The 19,525-nt window shown below is 34.7% G+C and carries 20 protein-coding genes and 5 pseudogenes; 9 read left to right on the plus strand and 16 right to left on the minus strand.

The features are described from left to right. The first annotated feature begins 102 nt into the window (after positions 1 to 102). Positions 103 to 396 (plus strand): hypothetical protein, encoded by a 294-nt coding sequence (locus ABNX05_RS01455; protein ID WP_349658060.1) that lies wholly within the window; start codon positions 103 to 105, stop codon positions 394 to 396. A 627-nt stretch (positions 397 to 1,023) separates the two neighbouring features. Here ABNX05_RS01455 and ABNX05_RS01460 read toward each other — a convergent pair. The 3 genes and pseudogenes from ABNX05_RS01460 to yeiL form a co-directional block, all read right to left on the minus strand. After that, entirely contained in the window at positions 1,024 to 1,692 is a 669-nt protein-coding gene (locus ABNX05_RS01460) for a YqeB family protein (protein WP_349658061.1), read from the minus strand. Positions 1,693 to 1,907: 215 nt separating this feature from the next. Beyond that, a pseudogene (locus ABNX05_RS26320) lies at positions 1,908 to 2,018 on the minus strand (hypothetical protein); the annotation flags it as partial. Between the two features lie 86 nt (positions 2,019 to 2,104). Next, positions 2,105 to 2,767 (minus strand): transcriptional regulator YeiL, encoded by a 663-nt coding sequence (gene yeiL / locus ABNX05_RS01465; protein ID WP_349658062.1) that lies wholly within the window; start codon positions 2,765 to 2,767, stop codon positions 2,105 to 2,107. A gap of 97 nt (positions 2,768 to 2,864) precedes the next feature. Here yeiL and ABNX05_RS01470 point away from each other — a divergent pair, with 97 nt between their 5' ends. Further along, a complete protein-coding gene (locus tag ABNX05_RS01470; protein ID WP_349658063.1) occupies positions 2,865 to 4,016 on the plus strand; it encodes an MFS transporter in 1,152 nt (383 codons plus the stop codon). 43 nt (positions 4,017 to 4,059) lie between these two features. On the opposite strand, the gene ABNX05_RS01475 is transcribed toward ABNX05_RS01470, so the two are convergent. Continuing rightward, entirely contained in the window at positions 4,060 to 5,235 is a 1,176-nt protein-coding gene (locus ABNX05_RS01475) for an oxalate decarboxylase family bicupin (RefSeq protein ID WP_349658300.1), read from the minus strand. A gap of 267 nt (positions 5,236 to 5,502) precedes the next feature. On the opposite strand from ABNX05_RS01475, the gene ABNX05_RS01480 reads away from it, so the two are divergent. Then, the gene (locus ABNX05_RS01480) at positions 5,503 to 6,111 is read left to right on the plus strand and encodes a transglutaminase-like domain-containing protein (protein ID WP_349658064.1); all 609 of its coding nucleotides are present in this window, start codon (positions 5,503 to 5,505) and stop codon (positions 6,109 to 6,111) included. 173 nt (positions 6,112 to 6,284) lie between these two features. Here ABNX05_RS01480 and ABNX05_RS01485 read toward each other — a convergent pair whose 3' ends face one another. Genes ABNX05_RS01485 through ABNX05_RS01495 form a run of 3 tightly spaced genes read right to left on the minus strand, consistent with a single transcriptional unit; the run spans position 6,285 to position 7,336 of the window. After that, entirely contained in the window at positions 6,285 to 6,566 is a 282-nt protein-coding gene (locus tag ABNX05_RS01485) for a hypothetical protein (RefSeq protein WP_349658065.1), read from the minus strand. 10 nt (positions 6,567 to 6,576) lie between these two features. Continuing rightward, positions 6,577 to 6,957 (minus strand): SHOCT-like domain-containing protein, encoded by a 381-nt coding sequence (locus ABNX05_RS01490; protein ID WP_349658066.1) that lies wholly within the window; start codon positions 6,955 to 6,957, stop codon positions 6,577 to 6,579. Between the two features lie 13 nt (positions 6,958 to 6,970). Continuing rightward, complete coding sequence (locus tag ABNX05_RS01495; protein WP_349658067.1) at positions 6,971 to 7,336, minus strand: DUF2089 domain-containing protein; 366 nt, start codon at positions 7,334 to 7,336, stop codon at positions 6,971 to 6,973. Positions 7,337 to 7,799: 463 nt separating this feature from the next. Here ABNX05_RS01495 and ABNX05_RS01500 point away from each other — a divergent pair, with 463 nt between their 5' ends. Next, entirely contained in the window at positions 7,800 to 8,027 is a 228-nt protein-coding gene (locus ABNX05_RS01500; protein ID WP_349658068.1) for a CPBP family glutamic-type intramembrane protease, read from the plus strand. A 348-nt stretch (positions 8,028 to 8,375) separates the two neighbouring features. Here the strand turns inward: ABNX05_RS01500 and ABNX05_RS01505 are convergent, their stop codons facing one another. Then, entirely contained in the window at positions 8,376 to 8,726 is a 351-nt protein-coding gene (locus ABNX05_RS01505) for a hypothetical protein (RefSeq protein ID WP_349658069.1), read from the minus strand. Positions 8,727 to 8,897: 171 nt separating this feature from the next. Between ABNX05_RS01505 and ABNX05_RS01510 the strand changes: the two are divergent. Beyond that, positions 8,898 to 9,026, plus strand: a pseudogene (locus ABNX05_RS01510) (IS21 family transposase); the annotation flags it as partial. Positions 9,027 to 9,065: 39 nt separating this feature from the next. Here the strand turns inward: ABNX05_RS01510 and ABNX05_RS01515 are convergent. After that, positions 9,066 to 9,197: pseudogene (locus ABNX05_RS01515) on the minus strand (IS21 family transposase); the annotation flags it as partial. 41 nt (positions 9,198 to 9,238) lie between these two features. Between ABNX05_RS01515 and ABNX05_RS01520 the strand changes: the two are divergent. Continuing rightward, complete coding sequence (locus ABNX05_RS01520; RefSeq protein ID WP_349658071.1) at positions 9,239 to 9,388, plus strand: CPBP family glutamic-type intramembrane protease; 150 nt, start codon at positions 9,239 to 9,241, stop codon at positions 9,386 to 9,388. A 397-nt stretch (positions 9,389 to 9,785) separates the two neighbouring features. Here the strand turns inward: ABNX05_RS01520 and ABNX05_RS01525 are convergent, their stop codons facing one another. Both ABNX05_RS01525 and ABNX05_RS01530 read right to left on the minus strand, forming a co-directional pair. Further along, on the minus strand, positions 9,786 to 10,532 hold the full coding sequence (locus tag ABNX05_RS01525; RefSeq protein ID WP_349658072.1) for a hypothetical protein: 747 nt from the start codon (positions 10,530 to 10,532) through the stop codon (positions 9,786 to 9,788). 500 nt (positions 10,533 to 11,032) lie between these two features. Beyond that, the gene (locus ABNX05_RS01530; protein WP_349658073.1) at positions 11,033 to 12,460 is read right to left on the minus strand and encodes an aminotransferase-like domain-containing protein; all 1,428 of its coding nucleotides are present in this window, start codon (positions 12,458 to 12,460) and stop codon (positions 11,033 to 11,035) included. Between the two features lie 101 nt (positions 12,461 to 12,561). Between ABNX05_RS01530 and ABNX05_RS01535 the strand changes: the two genes are divergently transcribed. Continuing rightward, complete coding sequence (locus ABNX05_RS01535; RefSeq protein ID WP_079561959.1) at positions 12,562 to 13,164, plus strand: LysE/ArgO family amino acid transporter; 603 nt, start codon at positions 12,562 to 12,564, stop codon at positions 13,162 to 13,164. 431 nt (positions 13,165 to 13,595) lie between these two features. Here ABNX05_RS01535 and ABNX05_RS01540 read toward each other — a convergent pair whose 3' ends face one another. Beyond that, on the minus strand, positions 13,596 to 14,783 hold the full coding sequence (locus ABNX05_RS01540) for an MFS transporter (protein ID WP_349658074.1): 1,188 nt from the start codon (positions 14,781 to 14,783) through the stop codon (positions 13,596 to 13,598). Positions 14,784 to 14,890: 107 nt separating this feature from the next. Between ABNX05_RS01540 and ABNX05_RS01545 the strand changes: the two are divergent. Beyond that, positions 14,891 to 15,260 (plus strand): annotated as a pseudogene (locus tag ABNX05_RS01545) (winged helix-turn-helix transcriptional regulator). Between the two features lie 52 nt (positions 15,261 to 15,312). Here the strand turns inward: ABNX05_RS01545 and ABNX05_RS01550 are convergent. Then, complete coding sequence (locus tag ABNX05_RS01550) at positions 15,313 to 16,158, minus strand: aldo/keto reductase (RefSeq protein ID WP_349658075.1); 846 nt, start codon at positions 16,156 to 16,158, stop codon at positions 15,313 to 15,315. Between the two features lie 291 nt (positions 16,159 to 16,449). On the opposite strand from ABNX05_RS01550, the pseudogene ABNX05_RS01555 reads away from it, so the two are divergent. Next, positions 16,450 to 16,907 (plus strand): annotated as a pseudogene (locus ABNX05_RS01555) (transposase); the annotation flags it as partial. A gap of 119 nt (positions 16,908 to 17,026) precedes the next feature. Here ABNX05_RS01555 and ABNX05_RS01560 read toward each other — a convergent pair. The 3 genes from ABNX05_RS01560 to ABNX05_RS01570 form a co-directional block, all read right to left on the minus strand. After that, entirely contained in the window at positions 17,027 to 18,130 is a 1,104-nt protein-coding gene (locus ABNX05_RS01560) for an NADH-dependent flavin oxidoreductase (RefSeq protein ID WP_349658076.1), read from the minus strand. A 212-nt stretch (positions 18,131 to 18,342) separates the two neighbouring features. Next, positions 18,343 to 18,765, minus strand: a complete 423-nt coding sequence (locus tag ABNX05_RS01565; RefSeq protein ID WP_349658077.1) for a MarR family winged helix-turn-helix transcriptional regulator — start codon at positions 18,763 to 18,765, stop codon at positions 18,343 to 18,345. 168 nt (positions 18,766 to 18,933) lie between these two features. After that, on the minus strand, positions 18,934 to 19,371 hold the full coding sequence (locus ABNX05_RS01570) for a GNAT family N-acetyltransferase (protein WP_349658078.1): 438 nt from the start codon (positions 19,369 to 19,371) through the stop codon (positions 18,934 to 18,936). Positions 19,372 to 19,525: the final 154 nt, after the last annotated feature.

The following is a 19,525-nucleotide window of genomic DNA, read 5'->3' on the forward strand; positions in this document are numbered from 1 at the left end:
TTGATCAACTAACCTTTAAGTTTTCGTTAAAGCCTTGTAAATGAAGACTTTTTCCACCGCATGTCTTGTACAATAAAACTAACGACAAAGGGGGCATGTTGAATGAAAGGTAATTGTTATTCGCCAAGCACAACATTGGAACGAGGAGAATTACTTACTCGTCCATTCCGAAATGCACAAAAATCTGCTACAGCTCACATTGAAACTGAGATAAAGCACAAAAAGATCCCACACAACACACACCAATGTTTAGGGGTTATACCTTTTGGCGTTACGGAAGAAACCCTAGTTACATCTATACAAAGAGTCAATGAGATTAACTTCTACCATGGAGGCAAAGAGATTGCACGTTGGTTGGTTAAAAAATGTGAATATAATAAGGCTGGGACTGACTAAAACTGAGATACGTCGTTTCCTTACTTTTTCAGCATAGGATCGAAGTTCCCTAATCATTTGCCCTTTTTAGGACAATCTATATGCAAAAAAGTTACATTTAACTAGTTCTTCGCTATGTTTTAGGGTGGTGTAATTGAAAAGGAAGAAAATCGGAGAATCAATATATATAATGAGAATTTTAAATTTGTTAGGAGATAGTAGCTTATGCCGCTACATAATTGCGTCCGGAGGCTTTGGAGCAACGGATGTTTTTCGCGCGAAAGCGAAGCGATAGCGTGATGTTGGTCACTCATTCATTTGTTGTTGTTTCACAGATAAATTGCCACAGGACGTGGCGTTCTTTGACTGATTCCTCTATTTCAGCGGATGTTTGGACAACTGCTGAAAATTAAATTAAACCTGAATATATCTCCTCTACAATAGAAGTAAGAGACTTCTGGACCTACCGCTAAGCTTTCGGTCAAAAACATTTACTGAAAGAATTTAAATATGACTTCTTTTCAGAAGACTAATGCCGAAAAAAACTTGCTACCAAGCTTTTTTCGGCATAACTTGTATTTTCAAAAAACTATTGAAACATAATTATTACATTTAAGAGGCAAGTCATTTTTCCTTATTTATTGTCTTTTATCGATAATATTGACTCTTTTTTATTTCTTTTACTGACACTCTTAGCTTCCAAAGCTCTTTAGCTAACAGAAATACTTCTTCATCATCGCCATCTTCAATCGCAATTTTTCTTGCTTTAAATATAGCATTCGCAGCGGGTGATAGATCAGGACAATCTACTACCCACTTTTTAAAATCTTCTTTAAATGGCTCACACTCTCTCCAAAGATAATCATGTTTTAAAAATGCAGCACCCACTGTATTTTTATTAAGCTCTTGTTTATATCGGAAAAGTTCTTTCTCATCATTACCTAATAATACTATTTGCTTGCCATCCATAAATACGAGTGAGATATCTTTCTTTTTTAAGTTCATTTCATCATTTCTAAGTTTTAAAATAATTTTCTCATCGTCTATTGTCATTTCTAAACTTTCATGAATAGAAAAAAAAGTTATTGCAATTCCCGCCACCAAACCAAGTGCCATTGTGATGAAACCTACCCACGCTCCATGATAAGATGCAATAAAATTTAAAGGTCCTTGAAAAGGTACCCATGGTAAAGTACTAGCCCATTTAGCAATACTCGGAAGAAACCATCCTAGCACTAAACCGATAAGCGGGAAACCAAACCACATAATAACTTTATCAGTTTTTGAAAAGTTTAATATAGTATGATTATTATTCATTAAAGTCCACCCTTTTATAATATATCTCTAGTAATGGCTTTTCTTTATTTTGCCATAACATTTTATTGAATAACGCTAATAAAGTTGTTATTTAAAAACATCACAAACTTTCTACTATGATCCTCTCTAATACTTTCTCCACGTATATTTATTAATATGTAATTATGTTTAAAAATTATATCCCTCCAAAATCTAATTGAGCTTATCCATATTGTTCACTCAATCTTTTTTCCAAAACTCATTACTTTATCTTTTATACACCTTTTTAAACAATTTTCACCAGATGATAGTAAATAATACCATTTGTTGAGGTTGACCGTCAAAAAAGGTTTTTGTTATTTCCCAATCACATTGTTTTCGTGAAATGATTTGGACAGCTTATATGACCTTTAAAAGCAACAATATTCTTTGCTCACAGTATTTCCTGAGCCAATTCGGAAAGACGCTCTCCATTAATAATGTGATAGCCATCCTTCTTCTTCTCTAAAATTTTTTCTTCGCAAAATTGTGCAAGTACATATAATAAATGCCGATAGGAAACCCCTAAATATTCACAGATTTCAGTATGCTTTTCTTTATAGACTCCTTGATCTGACGAAAATTGAATAAAGGCAGCAAGTCGATTTTCAAGTGGAAATGCTTGATTTTGTGTATATTTTGACGTCATTTTGAACGCCTTTTCCCCTAAAAACACACAAAGTTTACGTAAAAATAATACATCCGTGAGTAACTTTTCTTTGCAGGACTGTTTAATTGAAAAACAAATCGTCTCGGTTACTGCCTGAATCCCCTTCGTATATCTTGCCTCATTAAGCAACTCAATTTCCCCCATAAAAAGTGGTGCCTCCAAGTAATCGATAAGCGAGACCTTGCCATTTTTGTGTGTCATGTATAGCTTCGCCTTTCCTTCGATCATGTAGTATAACGTATTTGGAAATGACCCTTCTTGAAAAATCCATTCACCTTTGTCAAATTTACATATTTCTAAAAATGGATCAATTTCAAAAGAAAAAAAATCATCTATTGGATATTTATCGAGATAGTATGAACGTTCCTCAGCTGTTAGTATATGCATTTTTTACCCTCTCCTCCGAAAAAATGTGAGATATCTCACATTATTGTATCGATGAACATGCTATTATTCAACATAGTTAATGGAGGTACGTAATTTTATGAACAATCAACGATGGCTTTCTCAAAATTTCTTTGCATTTTTCTTTACATGGGGTATTTTCTTACCCTATTGGACAGGTTGGCTTGTAGATTCTAAACATCTTACTGTTTCACAGGCTAGCGTTGTAATGGGTTGCGGTCTTTTAGCACGGGCAATCTCAAACCTCTTTTTCTTCCCGACGCTTGCAAAATATGTGAATAATAAACGACTTACTAGCATTCTAGCAATAGGTTCCCTAATCACAACATTACTTTACATACTAAGCACGAGCTTTATCACGCTTCTTATTGTTACCCTTTTATTTAGTATATTCTATCCAGCACTGCTACCTGCCGTTGAAAGTAGTGCGGCAACGCTCGTACAGCATGGAAATGTACACTATGGCAAAAGCCGCTCCTATGGTTCCCTTGGCTTTGTCATTGCAGTATTAATCATTAGTATGCTGACAGGTGCATTTGGTAATGACATTATCTTTTGGAGTATGGTGGTCGGCCTGATCGGTATGCTGTTGATGCAACAAATGGCTACTCCACAAGAGTTACTCATTGTACCGACGAAAGAACAACGTGCAAAATCATTGTCGATGAAAACATTATGGACTATTAAAGGCTTCCCTATTGTTTTATTAGTCGTAATTCTGTTGCAAGGCGCACACGCTTCTTATTACAGCTACGGCTATATATATTTAGGTGATTTGCATGTTGATCCATTTTATATGGGGATGATTATTAACATCGCCGTTATGTGCGAAATCTTATACTTTATGAAGGCTGATACACTATTTAAAAAATGGCGCTCATCTTCCTTATTACTTTTAGCAGCAAGTGGTTCATCTTTACGTTGGTTACTCATTTACTTATTCCCGAATGTGTGGGTATTTATCGCTTCTCAAACATTACATGCATTATCTTTTGCTCTTGCGCATTACGCTTTTATCAGCTATTTAACGAAAACATTGCCAAAGGAGCAAATTCCAAATGCACAAGGCATATACTCTGCATTAGCAATGGGATTAAGTACAGCTATCCTTACATTTTTAGGCGGCTATTTATACGAAATTTCTCCTGGACTATCATTTGCAGCAATGCTTATTTGTACTGTTCCAGCAATCGGTATACTGCTTACTACTAGAAATAAATATCAATATTAAAATAAGCAGGTGAGAAAAAAATCTCACCTGCTTTTCTATATGCTCACTTTGGATAATATGAAAATCCAGGATATTTCACGACTGGCCACTTTTCCTTCCTTAATACATGTAGAAGTTCAGGTCCAATATTTAAATTACTTTGTACTAGCTCAGATGGAGTAAGAGCCATCCATTGATTTAACGAAACATCCTGAAATCTATCACTTTTAAACATTTCAAGGAACCATAATGTTTCCGTACCGGTATTCTCAACGTAATGACCATTTGCAAACGGCACATATCCAACATCTCCTGCACGATAATCAAACGTTCTAGCCACACCATTTGCCGCAAACACTGTCATGCGCCCTTTTCCTTGTAGATAATATTGCCATTCGTCATTATTCGGGTGCCAATGCAACTCTCTCATTGCACCAGGCTTAATCTCGACAAGGGCTGCTGCGATATTTTTAGAAATAGGAAAATTAGTGGAGTCTACAATTCTGACACTTCCTCCAGGAGTTTTAATAGGCGTTTGTGCAAGCAGACGATGCTTGAAAGTTTGCGGGACTGTACCATATGGCGATTGTACTTTTTGTGTATCTAGTGGTCCTGGAACCTTATCTTGATAAATATAGACTTGTTCTTTCGGGATATGTTGAAAAGCGCTCTTTGGAACACCAAAATTAGAGGACAGCACATCTTTAGGCGTATGAGCAAACCAATCAGAAATTGAAAATGTATTAAGATCTGAGAAATGCCCATCGTCAAATACTAGTAAAAATTCACAGCCATCTTCAAGACCTTGTATGGAATGTGGAATACCTGGTGGGAAATACCATAAGTCCCCCGGCCCTACATCAGCAATAAAATTACGCCCATTTTGATCAACCGCAGTAATGCGTGCATGGCCAAGAAGCATATACGACCATTCTGCTTGTTGATGCCAATGTAACTCACGTACCCCACCTGGTGTCAAACTCATATTGACACCTGCCAATGTCGTAGCAATAGGCAGATCACGTACAGTAATTTCTCGAGACCAACCACCATGCTTTAAAACCATATGCGTATCAGAAAAAGAGAATTTTAAATTTGGTACAAGCCCAGCATCTGTTTTAGGAGGGACGAGCAAATCAGGATTTTCTAAATCCCTCATAATATCTCTCGGCCCTTTATCCACCCCACCTGCACCATCTTTCCGAATAGGCTGTGGAACATAAGAATAGCCCTCTGGCATGTTCTCCAATCGTTCACCTCTTCATAAAGAATTCGTTATTTTAAATATGTATGGGTTCTATACTTGGATTATTCTTTTATATAGGCATTAAAGCGATATTTCATTAACATAATTTACAAACTATCTCTTAGATTTTAATTCTTACTTCATGCTGGCTTTTACCCTTAAAATTCCTTTATATTTACAATTAAAAATATAGATGAACCACCTTTATCAATCGTATAATAATACTTATAATTAAATAAAAATACAAAAGGGTGATGGTTTATGAAATTTATCGTTGAATCTGAGGATTTAGAAGATTACTTACTTGAATTAGATGTGGTTAATTACTCTAACCGAATTATTAAAGATAAAACTAAGGAGCTATTTAACTCAGCTCAAACAGATGTTGAAAAAGCAAAGATTGCTTTTGAATTTGTTCGTGATGAAATATCACATTCTTGGGATATTCAAGGAGAAAAAGTTACATGTCATGCATCAGATGTATTAAAGTATAAACAAGGTATTTGCTATGCAAAATCAAACCTTTTAGCTGCATTATTGCGATCACAAGGTATTCCAACAGGGTTCTGCTATCAACGATTAATGTTATTTGATACCCCTGAAAAAGGATATTCGATTCACGCTATGAATGCTGTGTATCTTAAATCCCATAGTAAGTGGATACGATTAGATGCACGTGGAAATAAAACTGGTGTTAATGCTCAATTTTCAATAGATGAAGAAAAATTAGCTTTTCCAATTAACAAGGAACTTGGTGAAAAAGATTATTTTGTTATTTTTAAAAAGCCAAACCCTACTACCATTGCTGTATTAAAGGAGCATACTGATGTATTGGAAATGTATAAGTACTATTTACCTGAAAGTATATAATAGTGGCTTTCGTTACTTAACTCTTTTAGAAATAACCTTTATAAAAAAACTCCATTTTCATCTAAAAATGGAGTTTTTTTATTCTAATATGGATTCTTTACTTTTTAAGAAATTAATTTTTTCAGTTGCAAGCAAGAAATTTGGCTTTTTTTCAATTGCTATTTTCTAATCAATTACAGTCTAACTTTAACCTCAGTGCCGTCCTTAGCTTTGACATCTACTAGCACGATTCCCTTATAATTTTTCAGTTCCTTGACGATAGGCTTTAGCGTGCTTTTATCTATAAGTGGAAAGGTAAAGTCTATTTTTTCTCTTTCGAAGTGCTCTTTTGTCCATTTGTTTAAATTTCGTTGCAAAAGTTTCGAAGACAAAATTGAAATAACAATGTTTAACATAGCATATGGCATTGGAATGTTTAGCCGAAAGTCTTTTGTTTTCACTTTTACATGCATCATAAGCAAATCACTATTCGATGATGACCGAAACGGTATCCCCGTTTGCCGATTTAATATCAACAATTTGGCCATCTAATTCGTTTTCAATTGCTTCAATAATAAGGTTTATATCAATATCTTTAACGTATTTTTCCGCTTGAGGAACACTCGCTGCGATGCTGTGTCCAGCCAGTAATACTACCTTGACAAGTTTTATAGGTAAATTGACCATAACGTTATCATTTTCGGCTGATACAACACGGACTTTTAAAGTTTTATCTAAGTATTTAGTCGGTTTTTCATTACTTGTTTCTTCTTTCTCCTTTAATACTTGAATCAATTCTGATCCTTGTTCTGCATCAAGCTTTCCTTCTTGAACCATTGTTAATACTTTTGCAATTTCCTCTTTCATGATAAATTCCTCCCTATTCTTCTTTTAAAAGCTTAATAGCTTCTTCTGGTGTAATCTCGCCATTTTCCAGCATAGTGACAACTTTTTTCTCGTCTACTTCATTTTTCTTCTTTTGTTCATATCCAAGGGATGAGATAATGTCTGTTAGCTTGCCTCGAACTGTTGGATACGAAATCCCCAGTTCCTTTTCCACTTCTTTGATATTCCCTCTGCAAGTTAAAAATACTTCTACAAAACGAAGCTGATCCTTTGATAAAGATGCCAACTTAGATAATTCAAACTCATTTTCAATCGTTGTGTGACAATGAGAGCACTGCAACTTTGTAATTTTCAATGTTTTACTGCAAACAGGACAATTTGTGATAACTTGATAAGCCATAGCGAATTCCCTTCCTTCTAGTTGATTTGATTATACAACAAGGAATTGAAAATGCAAGTAATTAAAATTAAACTTTTTAATGATAAAAATAAAAATTATTAAGTTGTTGTTTAACATTATTAATTATCCATTTTCACTTTTAATGTGAATTAACTTATAAACTATAATATTAACTCCGTCCAGCTTTAGGCCAACAAATGTCTTTTGTGCAAAGAGAAGCGGCCGCAGCGGATGTTTAGACACCCACTGAAAGAAGATAAACAAATTCGGTCCCAATCATAGAAATTCTCTTCATGATTTCCTATCATTTGTTCAGCCATTCAAGATGGTACTGAGTATAGCTCTCTGTTCATTCTGTTTACTTTTATTTGGCGTAATCATAACAATGTATATCCCCTCGAATTACATGGACTAAACAAACAAAAGTTATCAAAACTAATCATTTTTAGCTATTTCTTCCTTTATGTTTATAGCAGCATTATTTGAAGGACTGTTGTTTAGAGGAATTATTCAAAATTTGCTTTTATTATTTATAGAACACCAATGGATTACCATTATCATAACAACTTTATTGTTCTTAGGGATTCATACTCCATACTTTAAAAAACCGATTATATTATTCAACATCGCAGTCCCGTGTCTTACTTTTGGATGGATGGATTTATTTTTTTTGAAACAAACAATATCTTAGTACCATTTCTTGTACATTTTTTGATGAATCTCGGAATGACATTATTATTCAAATACAATTAATAAGTATGAAAAGGTGATCGAGTAGGAGGGAATGTTTAGCTCCCGTCTTCTCACACTACCGTACGTCCGGTTCATTAAGATGAATAACGTAAATTTTCAAACAAGTAACGCTCTGATACACAATTATGTACCAAATAAAAAAACAAGAATGTTACTATGAACATCCCTGTTTTATAAACATTTTCAAAAGTATGTATTTTGAAAATCACTTTATTATAATTCGCTATCCTAATTACTTTTTAGGATTTAAATAGTTTTCTTTTAATCTTTTATACGTTTTACAGTTTTATAGCAATTTTATATACTTTATGATTTGATCAATATTTTCTGAATTATATTCTGCCTCTGATAAAAGATAATATCCACTTTTAGAAAAATCAATGTGACCAAGTAAACTTTTTAAGTATGGAGAAATCAAAACTAAAACGCCATCATTTTCTAATAATTCCTCTGGAGATTCAAATCCATGAGTAACATCTACGTTAAAAGAACTCAAATTATTTTCTTTCAAAGAATTTTCTATATTTTTTTTTAGTCTCGTTGACCTTTTCTTCAATAAGAATCCTTCTCTATCTAAACCTGTTGCAAATCCCCTAAAACCTATTGCTAATTTTGGATAAATATAAATCGTTTTCATTATGATCACCCTTTCAAAAGAATCACAATCCTTTTAATACTAATCATAAATTTTTCTCCAACCACCCTTTTATGTCAAACCGAGGAAGCCCTTCATTATCTTACCACTCCATTATATCATGTATTGAACCATTAGAAACATGAATTAAAGCTGGTGTTTGAGAAGATCCATAGAGAAATGTGTGTAGATCGACGTACTGTTGATAAATACTTAAATGGATTTACACCAAAAGGAACAAAAGAAAAGACATCTATTTTAGATGGTTATTATGAAGTGATGCTAGCTTTACTATCGGAAGATTAGAAGCAAGTATTTTTCAAATCTTGTCGTTCCTTTTGGTGAAGGGATACGTACTTGATCTGTAAAATAAGCTACGAACTCAGGCGTCTTTGCGATATAACGACGAAATGTAGAACCACCACACTCTAAGCCATGATTATCCTTCAAATATTGCCAAAGTACACGACGATATTGTTCTTAGGAATGCATACTCAATACTTAAAAAAACGATTATGTTAATCAATATCGCCATTCCAAGTCTAATTTTCGGATGGATTTATTTTGAAACAAACAATATCTTAGCACCATTTCTTGTGCATTTTCTGATGAATCTCGGAATGACACTGTTATTCAAATACAATTTAATACATATGAAAAGGTAATATCCCCAAAACATTACACTCCTCTAGGTAGATGCGATGTTTTTTTCTTTTTGACGTCTTACTAGTATTTAATACGATGTACTCAGATTATCATCAATTGTGTAAAAACCCCATAAATGCACGTTTTGGTCAATCTTTATATACAAAATCCACGACTTTAAATGAATATAACATTCTTATTCTTCTATACAGTACATACATTTGTTCACCTCAATTATGTTTTTCGTCAATAAAAAAGACGCTGGGACATAAATATGTTTTTACGGCAAAATTAAAAAATTCTACATCAGAAAAGCGCGAGAAATCAATGTTACCAAAATTGATTTCTCACGCTTTTTAAGGTTTTGACCAGTTATGTCCCAGCCTCTAAAATACATTATTTATTACTAAATGCAGATTATTTAATGCCTCCGTCAAAAGGCCAAAATAAAATATTAATACCATTCTTTGTACCGATATTAAGATATGATTCTTTGCTTTTGCTGTCTCCATCTATTACTACATAATATTGACCAGCTTTGTAAGCATATACATAGCTGTTACCATTTATTTTTTCTGCTACAGGCTTACCGAAATATTTTTGTAGTTTTTCAGTTAGCTCTTTTTTCGAGCCCGTTATTATTGTATTTTTGCCGATAGCATTAACTGCTTCCGTTCCTTCAAGCTTATTTTTAGGAGGGAAAGCGTATGATGCCTTTCGTGTCATATAGAAAGGAATTTCACCATACTCAAGAGTACCTTTAATATTGGCTTTTAAAGATTTATAGTTCATGCCTATATTCCCTGGCACCCATTTTAATTGCCCCTTCTTCGCTAGGTCAGCAAATTCCTGATCGATATAATCTATCTCTTTCATCTCTCCATCTTTAGTAAGATGATAGTATTTTGTATCGAATAAGCCAGTAAATCTATCACCCATAGCAACGTAGTTTTCATTATACCTCTCAATACCTATTTCAATAATACTAGGCGAAAGGAATTCGGCGTTAATACCTACACCATTAGCAATCTCTTCCTCTAAGAAAACTTCTCCATTTGGGCGAACGCCGACTAATTGAAGAGTGTCACCACCACGACCAGAATCTTTATAATACATAAATGTATCTTTATTTCCAGTGATAGTGAACTGCATTTCTCCTTCCATAAATGGGCCTCCGAAAAGATATATTTCACTCTTTTCTTTTAGGATTACTGGAACGCATAATTTTTTATTCGCTCCAATTGTCAATCCGTTAGACAGTACATATGGGAAATTTTTATTTTTACAAAATTCTGGATTTGATACATTATGTATTTTAGAGACTTTTTCATTAGTCGCATCGGCGGACAGACTATTGAACGAGACAGTAGCCACTAAAATAAAAATAAGTGAAAAAATGATTTTAGTTAGATTTCTCAAGGCGTTTCTCCTTTATTTATATTTAGTCTTGCAAGACTATTATAGTGCAGAAGTATGGTAAATTCTACATTAAATCCATATATCTTTCTTTTTTAAAATATATCGGCAACCTAATTTACTAAAACAATTCAATCATACTGATACATTAGACATGTATAAACTTAAAGAAAATCACCCATTGTATACATGATTACATACAATGGATGATTTCTTTTAGAATCTACTTAAACAACGCAATTTGAAATTTATTTCTTCTTTTTTGTAATCTCAATTAGGATACTTAATCCTTTTTCCAACTCTTCTTCTGTCGCATAAGCATATGATAATCGAATATGTTGAGCATCTTGTGGATCGTAAATATAACCAGGATTAATGAGAACTTCGCGCTGCAATAGCTTGGTAAACAACTCTTTATCAACAATGGGCTCATGAAACTTAAGCCAAATATAAAAGCCACCTTTTGGCTTATTCCACTCTGCAATATCATAAAATTTTTCTTGTAAAATAGTCTCTACATATTCTGCTCTTTGCTGTAATTTTTGGCGTAAGTCGATGATATGCTTTTCATACTTTCCGGACTGCAGCCAGTGCAGCACAATTTCCTGCGAGATGGCACTTGATCCGTAATCTGTTTGCATTTTTATATCCGCTAACCGCTCAATAACAGTTGTTGGACCAATTAACCAACCTATTCTAAGTCCAGGGCTTAATGTTTTCGAAACACTTCCTATATATAGAACTTGCCCGTTATCATCCATAGATTTAATTGGAGGCGTTGCCGCTTCAAAGAGCAATTCGTGATAGACGTCATCCTCAATAATAGGAATTCGAGATTGTTGACATGCTTCATAAAGCTGCTTTTTTTCATGCGTAGTCCACACGCCACCAGTCGGATTGTTTAACGTGGGAACAGCATAAAATACAGCCTGCCTTTTTCTTTTCCGTTGAGCTAAAGTTTGTGCAAGCTGTTCATCTCGATTTATAGCCATCATTTGCATACCTACAGACTGGAATGGATGCACTGAATTTAAATAAGATGTTTGTTCTTGAAATACGATAGACCCCGGTTCTAGCAGTCCAACTGCAATGAGCTGTAAAGCCTGTAGTGCACCCGAGACAATGCACACATTTCGGGGCTTTGCACGAATGCCCCTTTTTGTCACGTATTCGCAAATCGCTTCTCGAAGTTCATCGCTACCTTGCGGTGATGAATAACCTAAAGCTTTCGGTTGCAAAGAGAGCTCTTTCAATGACGCTTCAATTTCAGCTGTCGGTAATAAACTTGGTGCTAGCTCCCCGGTACCTAATCGAATGACATCATCACGTTGCTCGTATTCATTGATTAATTGAATGGTATGATAATTTGGCTTATGTAAGCTTGTGTCAATAAAAGATTGCCAATTTGGCTGTGATTGTGTAATTAAGGAATGCCAGGAATTTTGCGCTACATAAATACCTGAGCCTATTTTCGACTCCAATATTCCTGCTGCTTTTAACTCCTCTAACGCCTGCTGAACAGTACTACGGTTTACCCCAAACTGCATCGCTAGCTGTCTTTGTGTCGGTAGCTTTATCCCTCCCACCCAGTCGCCCCGTTCGATATGCTCAATAACCCATGTCACAATTTGTTGCTGCAATGTCATTTCACCCTGTCTATTAGGCTGCCAGTTCATTCTTATCCCCCTCAAAATTGGGTGGATAAAAAACCATCCAATTGGTCGTTTTCTTTTAGTTATAACACATCTAGAATAGTTAGTGAAAGGAGGGAATGTTATTGGAAGCATTTCTTCATGGAATGATTTTAGCGTTTGGACTTATTTTGCCTTTAGGCGTTCAAAATGTCTTTGTCTTTTCTCAAGGTGCAACACAGCCTCGTTTAGTTCGGGCCTTACCAGCCAGTATTACAGCCGCAATTTGTGATACACTTCTAATCCTACTTGCAGTATTTGGTTTATCATTAATCGTATTGCAATTTGAATGGTTACGGATCGCCTTAATGACTGTTGGTATACTTTTCTTACTTTATATGGGCTATACAATTTGGCGTTCAAATCCGGCAACAGCCGATAACAACGAAGCACTACCTATAAAAAAGCAAATTTTATTCGCACTGTCTGTATCTCTCTTAAATCCACATGCCATTTTAGATACAATAGGTGTTATTGGGACGAGTGCTTTAAAATATAGCGGTACAGAGCAAATACTGTTCACTGCTGCATGTGTTTTGATTTCTTGGTTGTGGTTTTTAGGTCTTATTATTGCTGGTGCATCGTTGAAAAGACTTGATAGTTCCGGGAAGCTTATGAATATTTTTAATAAATGCTCAGCGATTTTTATTTGGGCAACCGCTCTCTATCTTTTTAGTGGAATATTGTAATCTATTCACAAAAAAACATTTGCACTTAATATTTCAGGATCCAATATATAATGTGCAATTTTTAAGCTGAACTAATTTTGATATTAGTTCAGCTTTTGTTTGTGTTTAAACATATGTTGATTGTATTTAATAAAAGTATAGTATCTTTCATTTTTCTATCCGCAACATGAAAGAACGATTTCAACGTGCAGTAGCAGATGGACAAAATCATGCTGTATGGTTTTTGTTTTTCATCAAAAATTCCTGATACACACATGAAAGAAAAACAAAATTAGCATAAAATGAAAACCATAACTATTAATAACGGAATCCACTATAATATTACCAGGACAAATAGGCAGGTAACCTAAACGACATTATCCTTGAATCAAATATCAAATAAATTATTAAACAAACTAGCCTTTCACATTCACTACTTCTTTTTTAAACACTCACACTTGTTTCTTTTTATCAAAAATTAGCCATAAAAGTGTAACAATAGCTGCTAGCATAACCATTAGAAATCCATAAAGAGGTGTATGTGCTAACGATTGATGGCGAATAATAAAGCCTCCAATATAGGATCCTAAAAATATACCAATGTTGAAAGCAGAAATATTTAATGCTGAGGCCATTGAAATAGCTGATGGTACATATTTTTCAGACAGCATCACCGCATATAGTTGCAATCCTGGGCTATTCATGAACATAAACAGCCCCATGATTAGGACCATGATTAATCCGATAGTTGGCGATTCAAGAGTAAAACCAATGCCAAGTAAAACTAAGGCCAGTCCCGCAAAAATAATAAAGATAGAACGCAATGGATTCTGATTAGCGAAACGGCCACCTAAGGTATTACCAATCGCAACGCAAATACCATAAACCACTAAAATAATGACCACTGCATGAGGAGAATACCCCATATATTGCTCTAAAATAGGTGAAACATATGTGTAGACAACAAAGGCACCACCAAATCCCATAGCTGTAATGAAAAGGATTAATAACATACGAAAATTGCCTAATACTTTGCCAATATCACGGAGAGAGATTGGATTACCTTTCGATAAATGGCTAGGTACTAACAAAGCATTACTAATTAAACCGATAATCCCAATGATGACGATAAAGATGAACGACATACGCCAGTCTGTTATTTGTCCTATGAATGTACCCAGTGGGACACCTGTTACAGTGGCTAATGTTAATCCTGTAAACATAAAGGCAATAGCACTTGCTCGTTTATTTGGTTCAACTACATCGGCCGCAATGACAGAAGCGATGGACATAAACACACCATGTGCTAATGCTGATATAATGCGCCCGATTATAAGTATTGAGAATAAAGGTGCACTAGCTGCTGTTAAATTCCCAACTATAAAAATAGCCATAACTAGTAATAAAACGGTTTTTCGGCTGAGGTGAGATGTAAAGGCTGTTATTAAAGGAGCCCCAACAGTGACGGCAAGTGCATATATAGAAACTATTAAGCCCGCAGTGCTTAAAGATATCCCAAAGTCATCTGTAATTAATGGTAAAAGCCCAACACTGATAAATTCAGTGGACCCTATACCAAACGCACTGATTGCAAGTGCTAGCAAAGTTAATTTAGCACTTGGCTTTTTTGATTGTGACATACTACTAATATCTCCTTTGATTTTCATTGTGTTTATTAATATACATACATATCTAAAAGATATGTAGAGTTCGTTTGATTACTTTTGAGTATTACAGGAAGTTTGCAATGCAAAAAATTTACTATATTGGTGTAGAAGCTACACTTGAAGTCATTGATGGTAAACGGAAACCAGTCATTCTTTGTTATTCAAACCATCCTGGTATAATTTGTATAAATGAGTTTCGCTGATTGATTCCAGGGATTTCACAACAGATTCTCACAAGCCAATTTCGCGAACTAGTGCAGTCTGGATTAATCCATCGAAAGGTATTCAATCGAGTACCACCGAAAGTTGAATATTCTTTAACGCCTTATGGACAAGTAATGGAACCTATTCTGAACAAGCTGTGCACTTGGGGCGAAAATCATGTTGAAGTAATACAGGATAAAAAAACACTGTGATGATGATAAAGCCATGCAGCAAACATCTGAATGAGGAGAGAAAGAGACTGTCAAACACAAGACAGTCTCTTTCTCCTTTTTAATATTTATAGAGCAAAGTCGTATTCATCTGGATTTGGTCCAACACGTTGTTCAAGATTCATCGCATCGATGATAGCCATTTCTTCGTCTGTTAAAGTAAAGTCAAAGATATCAGCGTTTTGCATCATACGTTCTCTACGCACAGATTTCGGAATAGTGATCACGCCATTTTGTACATCCCAGCGCAAAATAACTTGAGAATTTGATTTTCCATATTTTGTTGCTATTTTTGAAATCGTTTCATCTTCAAGAAGTCCGCCTTGCATTAAAGGAGCCCATGCTTCAAGTTGAATTTGGTGCTTGTCACAGAATGAACGAAGCTCCATTTGCTGTAAACGTGGGTGGAATTCCACTTGATTCACAACAGGTTTAATACGAGCAAATGATAATAAGTTTTCTAAGTGTGCAACAGTAAAGTTACATACACCAATTGCTTTGATCTTGCCTTGATCATATAGGTCTTCAAGAGCTTTCCAAGATTCAGCAAACTTATCTTTACCTGGCCAATGAATAAGGTAAAGATCTAAATAATCTAATCCTAACTTTTGCAGGCTCTCTTCATAGGCAGCGATAGTTTCATCATAGCTTAATCCGTCATTCCATACTTTTGATGTAATAAACAAGTCTTCGCGTCGTAAGCCAGTAGATGCTAGCGCTTGTTTAATACCTTCCCCTACACCCGCTTCGTTGCCGTAAATAGCGGCAGTATCGATGCTGCGATAGCCAACTTCAATAGCGTTTTTAACCATCTCAGCAGTAGCATCATTCGCTACTTGAAAAACACCCAAACACATACCAGGCATTTGTAGACCATTATTTAAAGTGATTGTATCTTGTAAATGATTAATCATTGTGATTCCTCCAATTGTTTGATTGCTTATTGCTTTTTCATTATGATGTCCTATTAGGGTAAAAAAAAGTACGCACATTTTTGTTTCATAGAAACGTTAAGGTAACTTTTAGGAGTTGACAAGGGTTAGTGGGATAAAACTTTTTTCCTAAAAAACAAAGGCCATGGAATTACTTCGTGAACACTGGACATATGATCACCGTACCTATGAGAACATGTTAGTCATTATATTTAATGGCTTTTCGACTGCCAAAATCAAGCTTATATTCCACTACTTTCGCTAAGCAGTTCAACTTATGTCACAGAGTTGAAGTATGGAAATGGGAAAAAAGCTTATTTAAGTGCAATTTTCGATGTATATGATGGTTCAAGTGTGAGTTATGTGTTGGATCATTCGAATAATAATTCCCTTGTTTTCAAAACAATAAAATCAGCTATTCAATCTTTACTATCAGGCGAGCAACCATTAATACAAAGTGATCGGGCTTTCGAAGGAGTTTAAGCGAATCGTAAACACAGCCAATATGACGGATAGTATGTCACATGTTGGTCGCTGTATTGATAACGGACCAATTGAATCATTTTAGGGCACACTGAAGTGTGAGAAGTATTATTTACATAAGTAAGTACGATTCAAATGGAAAGTTAAAACAAGCGATTGATGACTATATTCATTTTTATAATCACTATCGCTATCAGAAACGATTAAACGACTTGAGTCCTTTAGAATTCAGGGCTCAAGCCGCTTAATACAATTTTTATTATGTCTACTTGACGGGGTACAGTTCAGACCGGGTAGAATAACCTTCAAATTCCCTCTTAGTTGAAGGGCACTCTCACTATTTGAAACAACTTTTTAGTGTGATTATTTAGCGTAATCGTTCAGGCATCATGAAATCTAGGAACTCTACCATACCGTTCCCAATCATAAGTTCTTCTCTATCTTGATCAGCTAAAACTCTTCTGATGGTGTCTTCTTTACCTTCCAACACTTTACTTGTCCAGTGCGGATCAATGATAAGAGAACGTCCTACTGCCACTAATTCAGCATTTGCCAATGTATTTTCAGCATCTTCTTTCGTCCGTACATCACCAACACCAATTAGAGGTAAGCGGCCATTAATTTTTTCATGAACATATTGCATTATTGATTTTTCTTTATACTCTTCAGATACAGATACCCGTTTGAAGTCACCCAATGAAATATGAAGATAATCTAATTCTTTATCAGCTAATTTATCAACTAGATAGATGGTATCCGCCATTTTAATTCCAGGCTCTTCATATTCCTCTGGAGAAAATCGATAACCGATAATAAAATTTTGGACATTTGAATTGTCAACAACTGAAATAACACCGTCGACTAATTGGTTAATAAAATTAAATCGTTTCTCTAAGCTTCCACCCCATTGGTCTTCACGACGATTTGAGTGGGGAGAGAAGAATTGTTGGATTACGTATGTGTTTGCACCGTGAAGTTCTACCCCATCAAATCCCGCTTTAATAGCACGTTCTGTAGCTTTTTTAAAATCTTCTATCAAATGGTAGATTTCATCTTCTGTTAACTCTCTTGGAGTTTCTGCATCCGGGCGTTCCGCAGCAATTGCACTTGCAGAAACAGGTTGTACCCCACGTAATACTTTTGAATCAGTCATTCTTCCAGCATGAAATAATTGTAAAATAGCTTTTGTTCCGTTTCTTTTAATGGTTGAAGCTAGTCGACTCAGACTAGGGATGAATTTGTCAGATGCAACGCTTAGCTCACCTTCCCATCCTTTCCCACCATCTTGGACATTTGCAGCTGCAGTAATAACTGCACCTACCTCTCCACTTCTTAACGAATAATAGTTCAATTCATCTTGTGTTACGACACCGTCAAAAAAACTCATTTTCGTGGTCATCGGTGACATTATTACTCTATTTTTAAGTGTTAATCCTCTGCGAAAAGTCAATGTATTATTCAAAACTGTCATCTTTTTTTCCAACTTTCTAATAAATATTGCGAAATACTTCCTTGTTTACAATTTTGTTCTTTCTATATCTTAAATAGGAATACCTTCTTTCAACAAAATACTTGCTTGCGTAACACGTTAAATTATATGCATTACACATGCATATAATTTAACGCTAATTTTGATGGATGTCAAATAAAAAAGTCGATTTATAAAAATCGACTTTTTCATCACTAAAATTCACCTTTTAAACTATTTAGGCTAATCTCTAGGTCATCTATTGATAAATACTTTTCAACTACCCAACGAAAATCTTGAAGAGCCTTCTTTAGCTTTGTTTCGCCTAATTCAGTTAGTTTTGTGTACGTACCTCTTCGATCATCCGTGCAAACACTTTTTTCCAATGCCCCACAACTACTAGACTCCATCCCAGCTACTAATCTTGAAAGTGCACTTTGACTCAATCCAATTTTTTCTTGTAGTTGTTGTAGCCTTAGTTTCTTATCAGGGGATTTTGAGATATAATATAGTACGTAGAATTCCTTTAATGATATGTTATAATTGGCTTGTAAAATACTTTCAGTCTCTTTTTTTACTTTACTCATAGTTGTATCTATTGACAGCCAATCTTCCATAAATGTTTCTTGATTGTCCATTATGCATTATTCAGCCCTTCTAAAAGAGTATTACTTTATATATAAGTATATAGCAAGTACACTTGCTACTCAAATCTTATATGCATGCAGCAAGCATGTTAATGTAACAATTATAATATATCTCTCTGACTCTTGAAGTAAAGCACCCGTATGAAATAAGTTATTTACTTATAACTGCAAACTCATAGTAACTGTCCTAATGCTAAATCCCAATTTTTCATATAGTTTAATTGCTTGATTCCCTGCAAATGCACTTAGACGGATTTCTGAATATCCATCTTGTTTTAGATGATCAATTCCTGCTATCATTAACATTTTGGAAATCCCATTCCCCCTAAATTCTTCTATAACAAATAGTTCGTAGATAAATCCATTCATCCTATCAGTAAATTGGTCTTTACTAGCCCCTATAAGAATCCAGCCAATTAATTTATCATTTTCTTTTGCTATTAAATAGTAGGTTCCCTTTTCCAAAAGTGGCTTAACAAGTTGGTCAATTTTTTCTTTCGTAGGTTCTACCTCACCTAATGTACCATCAAAAATGGCTTGTGGAGAAAGAGATAATACCTTTTTTAGTTCCAAATCGTTAGGTTTTCTAATATCCATTAATTGAATCAGTCCTTAATTTCCTTTTTATCAGTTTAACATATTATCCCAATAAACTCTCTAAAGGCTATTATTTACTTGAATTCTCCTTATACTTAACTGTACCGTTAGAATCACGTATAGAAAATTTCACATATACTATACTTTATTAATA

The sequence above is a fragment of the Lysinibacillus zambalensis genome (assembly GCF_040183165.1).
GTDB classification, from domain to species: Bacteria; Bacillota; Bacilli; order Bacillales_A; family Planococcaceae; genus Lysinibacillus; species Lysinibacillus zambalensis.